Genomic DNA, 5,201 nt, shown 5'->3' on the forward strand with positions numbered 1-5,201 from the left:
GCGACTCCACCCAGACCCGCACTCGTGGAGAACGAGTACAACCATTCCCGGACGGCGCTTAGCTCAATGGGCCAGTAGGCATGCGCCAACGCTCCCAAAAGTGCTGCGAATAAGAGAGTAATTAAATACCCAATAATCCATAATGGCCGAAGCCATCTACTGGAACGTTTGTGAGGCACTTCGCCATTTTCCCGTCATGGTTATCCGACACGCCGGAGCACGAGAAATACCGCCTTCAGGAGTGTCATTTCCAGCTGGCCAGCTGTAGTTCGACAGTGGGAGCCCCCTTGGCAAGCACAGTGCGCCAGTCGAGGTTTCCCATTTTCTGCAGGCGTCCAATCACAACGATGGGGTGGACGTGGTGCTTGTCTGCTTCGGCTTGAATCCAGGCGCTGCGGACGCGGCTGGGCGGCTCGGAGAACTCCTGATTGGGAAAGGTTAGCCCTGCGGCGAGTTGGTCGGCGGCTCGTTCCTGGTCGTCGAGCCCTTGGGTGTCGGCGGTTTCGTTGATGCCGGTGTCGACGCGGATTTCGCCTTCTTTGAGGTCGCCATTGAGGATGTGCGCGACCTCGTGTAGCAGCGTGAAAAGGACCTTGTCGAGTCTCTTGCCCCGCCCAGACAGCGCGATGACGGGGTTTCCGTCTTGTAGGAAAGACACCCCGTCGAGCTTGGAGCCGGGGAAGCTCTCCTCGTAGAGGAGGGCGACTCCGTACTCGCGGAACTGCTCCGGAAGGGAGGCGAATGCCGCAGGGGTGGCCACCATCTGACTAATCCGCCGGGCAAAGGCGGCGAAGTCGGACGAGTCGAAGGCCGGTAGCTGCTGGCTGCGGGCTTTGTTCTTGATGACGGCCAGCCAGGCTCGCTGAAGCTTGGTGGTCTCTTCGTGTTCGTTGCTGCGACGGGCGACGGCCTTGAACTTGGGCTCATCGTCGATGGTGGGCAATTCGAAGAGCTGGATGATCTGTGCCTCGGTGTCCGCGAGAGATCCTTCGGCGATGATCCCGCGCTTACGCAGCAACGACACGGGTGCCAGGTCGTTGAGGCGGGCGCGTCGCTGGACGTCGGTGAGCTGGTTCTGCAGGCCCTGGTCTTGGGACTGCTGCCACAGCAGGTACCGATTCTGGAGGTTCAGCCAGTACTCGGTGCTGGTCCCGAAGGCCGCTGCGATCTGAGCGGCTGATTCGCGGGTGAGTTCTTTCTTGCCGCTGATCACCTCAGACACGAACTGGGTGGGACGCTGGATGATCTCAGCGAACTCGGCCTGCGACCATCCGCGTGCCTCGAGCTCTTCTTCCAGATGCTCACCAACCGGGAAGGCCTGGGCAATGCTCATGGTGCTCTTCTCCTCTCCACGGACGTCGGACTCAGTGGTAGTCAACGATCTCGATGACCACCGTCGTCCGCCCGGCCGGCTCCGTCCTGAATCGGACGATCAGCCGGTACTGCTTGTTCAGGCGCAGTGAGTGCTGGCCGTCTCTGTTGCCCCGGAGCTTCTCCAAATGCAACGACTTCAACGCCCTCAGATCCCGCTCATCATTGGCTGCCGAAATGGAGTCGATCCTCTTGCGGTACGCCTTGACCAGCTCCCCACTGAGCCGGGGGTGCACGAAGCCCGGATCTTCCGCCAGGCAGCGGAGATCCTCGTCCTCGTACTCGATACGCAAATGCTGACTCCGTTCTCCAGAGATTGTGCTCCCCAGGGACCGGACACAGCCTACTTTACCACTACTCAACTACCGTGCATCACCCTTGCCGAGAAGTATTGAAACGACTAGAGTTCCAGTCGACGCCGGACTGCGGCGTCGGACCAAGTCGCCGGTCGAGGCTGGCGGGAAGGATGGACATGATGAGTAAGGGGCGTTCGGTAGCGCGTAGCTCGAAGACGGGGCGGTTCGTAACTAAGGCGCATGCGAAACGGTCGCCGCGCACGACCACCACGGAGCGTGTCGGTCCTGGGACGTCGAACTCGACGCCGGTGACGCGTTCCTCCACTACGGGGCGCTTTGTCACGACGCGTTGGGGGCGTGAGAACCCCGGAGGGACAATCACGCAGCAGGTGTGATGGCGGAGCCGAACCGGTGGACGCTGCGGGCACTTCGTTCATGACCAGCTGCTGCCAAGGTCGCTTTCGGCAGAGGCTGGTGGTGGACGAAGTTCAACGGCCACGAGGGCCTCGTGGCGTCGAGAAGGCTCCTGGTTCACATGGCTTGATACATGCGACCAGGGGCCTTCGGCCATTCCCACAGAAGGCCATGTATCTTCTGGCCGGCGCCGTGGGCACGCGAGGCTATAAGCGGCAGCTAGAGATCATGGGGTGAGTGAGAGACGTGGGCTTCTTTTCGGGGAGCAGCGCACGCCGAAGGCATCCCGGCGAAGCCTGAGATCATTCAGTCCACCATCGCCTGCGCCATGGGTACGGGTGGCCCGGTACCGTGAGAGGGAGATTCCCGATCGCACTCAGGAGATCCCCCCATGGCCCGAGCCCGCAAGAGGACACAAGTCGAGGGGCAGTTGAGCATTGATGCCTTTCTCTTCCCGGAACCCGAGGAGGTTCGTGATGAATACGTACGGCAAGTTCGCTCAGGAAGCGTGGAGGACGACCGCGCCGGCGGAGTACGCCCTGATCCCGGACCCGGATCAGTGGTTCGAGGCGCTGGGGGAGGAGGCGGCGCAGCGGGTGGGCGAGCTGATGATGGAGCTGGCCGGCCCGGACCCGGTGGGGGAGACCTACCTGGAGAAGGTAGGTCGGCTGAACGCGTCGAAGATGCAGGCCGAGGAGATCGTGCGCGCCGAGATGCTGACCCCGGAGCAATCGGTGCAGCAGGAGTCGGAGGAGGAGGACGAGGAGGAGACCGGGGTGGCTCAGATGTTGCGGGTCGTGGAGCAGCTGAACCGGGAGGACCGGCAGTACTGGGACGAGGTGGCCCGGAAGGACGCCGAACAGGCGTAGTCCCGGTTGAGTCTGAGGGTCCGGGGCGTTTCGTTCCCCGGGCCCAGGACGATCTGGCCCCTTCTGGTGCCCAGGCACGCTTTAGGGCCAACCTCGCCGCGCTGCGCGTGCTGCGCACCTTGCAGGCCGAGGAGCGGGCGGCGACCGATGCTGAGCGCGCCACGTTGGCCCGGTGGGGATCCTGGGGTGCGACCGGGGTCGCGGAGATCTTCGACGAGTCCCGTCCCGAGTACGAGCCCGACCGGGCGGAGCTGCGCGAGCTGCTGGATGAGACCGAGTACGCGGCCGCGCGCCGGACGGTCATCAACGCCCACTACACCGACCCGGCGATCGCCGCCGAGGTCTGGGGCGCCCTCACTGGTCTGGGGTTCCAGGGTGGGCAGGTGCTGGAGCCCGGTTCCGGTGCCGGCACCTTCATCGGGTTGGCCCCGGAGGAGGTGCAGATGACGGGGGTGGAGTTGGACCCGGTCACCGCAGCCATCTCCCAGGCCCTCTACCCGGGAGCCACCATCCGCACGGAGTCGTTCGCCGACACCCGGATGCCCGGTGGGATCTTCGACGCGGCCGTGGGTAACGTCCCCTTCTCCCGGAACACCCTGCACGATCCGCGGCACAACGCGGGCGGGCACTCGATGCACAACCATTTCATCCTCAAGTCCTTGGCCCTGACCCGGCCCGGTGGGGTGGTCGGGGTGCTCTCCAGCGCCTCCACCCTGGATGCGCAGAACCCCGCAGCGCGCCGGGAGATGGCGCAGAGCGCTGATCTGCTCGGGGCGGTCCGTCTGCCCACCGGCGCCCACCGGCGTGCCGCCGGCACGGACGCGCTGACCGACGTGCTGATCTTCCGCCGCCGTCTGCCCGGAGAGGAGCCGTTGGATCAGGGATGGGTGGAGACCGTCCCGGTGGAACTGAATGGGGCGCAGGGGCGGATGAACGCCTACTTCCTCGACCACCCCGAGCGGGTGCTCGGTGAGCCGATGATCGGCAACGGGATGTACGGCTCCGCCACTTTGACCGTGCGCGCGGATGACCTGACGGCCACAGGGGCCCGGCTGCGTGAGCAGCTGGCGGAGGTCACCGAGCAGGCCGTGGCGGCTGGGCGTGGAATGGCCGAGCGTGGTGGCGGGCAGGGGCTCGAGGTCGCTGCCTTGATCCCGGCGGGGGAGCAGGAGCAGATCGGGCACATCACTGATCGCGGTGCGGAAGGCTTCACCCAGGTCACGATCGAGAAGGTGCACGCGCCGCTGAAGGTGGCACGTACCCGGCACGGGGAGCTTCGGGCGTTGCTGGGCCTGCGTGACGAAGCCCGTGCCGTGCTGACCTTGGAAGCCGCCAACGTCGATGACACCCCGGAGCTGGACGCTTTGAGGGCTCAACTGGCGGCCAGCTACCGGGCCTATGCGGATCGCTTCGGGCCGATCAACCGGTTCACCGAACGCCGCACCGGGCGCACCAATGAGGCCGGTGAAGAGATCTTGGCCCGCATCACCCCGCCGGCGGTGGCTCTGCTGGGGGATGATCCGTTCGGGCCGCTCGTGCTGGCCCTGGAGCACTTCGACGAGGGCACCGGCACTGCGGCTCCGGCTGGTCTGCTGTCGCAGCGGCAGGTGCAGCCGCGCAAGCCCGTGCTCGGGGTGGACACCGCCGATGAGGCCCTGGCCGTCACCCTGGACACGGTCGGCGCCGTGGACCTGGCCCATGTCGCGGCCCTGCTGGGCACCGATGAGGCCGGGGCGCGGGAGTCCCTGGGAGGACTGGTCTATGAAGTGCCAGGGGAGGACGGGGTCTATGAGACCCGTGCGGAGTACCTGTCCGGGGACGTGCGCGAGAAGCTGGACACGGCCCGGGCCGCCTCAGTCGCCGATGAGCGGTTCCAAGCCAACGTTGAGGCACTGGAAGCAGTGCTGCCGGCCCCGCTGGGAGCCGATGAGATCGAGGCGAGGATCGGGGCGGTGTGGGTGTCCCCTCAGATTCACGAGCAGTTCCTCCGCCACATCATCAAGGACTCCTCCGCCCGGGTGGACCGGATCAGTGGCGCGAACTGGGACGTGAAAGCCAGCCGTCATGTCTTTGCTGCCCGCAACGACTGGGGTACCGAGCGGATGGCTGCCGGGGACATCTTCAAGAACCTGGCCGAGCAGCGTCGAATGCAGGTCACCGACCCGGACCCGACCGACCCCGAGGGTAATCGCCGGGTGGTCAACGCCACCGAGACCACCGCCGCCCAGGAGAAGGCGGCACTGATGCAGGA

The 5,201-nt window shown here is 65.5% G+C and carries 3 protein-coding genes and 1 pseudogene; 2 read left to right on the top strand and 2 right to left on the bottom strand.

All coding sequences use genetic code 11. From position 1 onward, the window contains the following. Window positions 1-244: 244 nt before the first annotated feature. Both Q4E95_RS11005 and Q4E95_RS11010 read right to left on the bottom strand, forming a co-directional pair. Entirely contained in the window at window positions 245-1,333 is a 1,089-nt protein-coding gene (locus tag Q4E95_RS11005; RefSeq protein WP_303383351.1) for a HigA family addiction module antitoxin, read from the bottom strand. A gap of 31 nt (window positions 1,334-1,364) precedes the next feature. Next, a complete protein-coding gene (locus tag Q4E95_RS11010) occupies window positions 1,365-1,664 on the bottom strand; it encodes a type II toxin-antitoxin system RelE/ParE family toxin (RefSeq protein WP_303383352.1) in 300 nt (99 codons plus the stop codon). Window positions 1,665-2,557: 893 nt separating this feature from the next. On the opposite strand from Q4E95_RS11010, the gene Q4E95_RS11015 reads away from it, so the two are divergent. Then, a complete protein-coding gene (locus Q4E95_RS11015) occupies window positions 2,558-2,950 on the top strand; it encodes a TnpV protein (protein ID WP_303383353.1) in 393 nt (130 codons plus the stop codon). Window positions 2,951-3,057: 107 nt separating this feature from the next. Further along, window positions 3,058-5,201: pseudogene (locus Q4E95_RS11020) on the top strand (helicase); the annotation flags it as partial.

Origin of the sequence: Kocuria sp. (genome assembly GCF_030536815.1) — a bacterium.
Classification (GTDB): Bacteria; Actinomycetota; Actinomycetes; order Actinomycetales; family Micrococcaceae; genus Kocuria; species Kocuria gwangalliensis.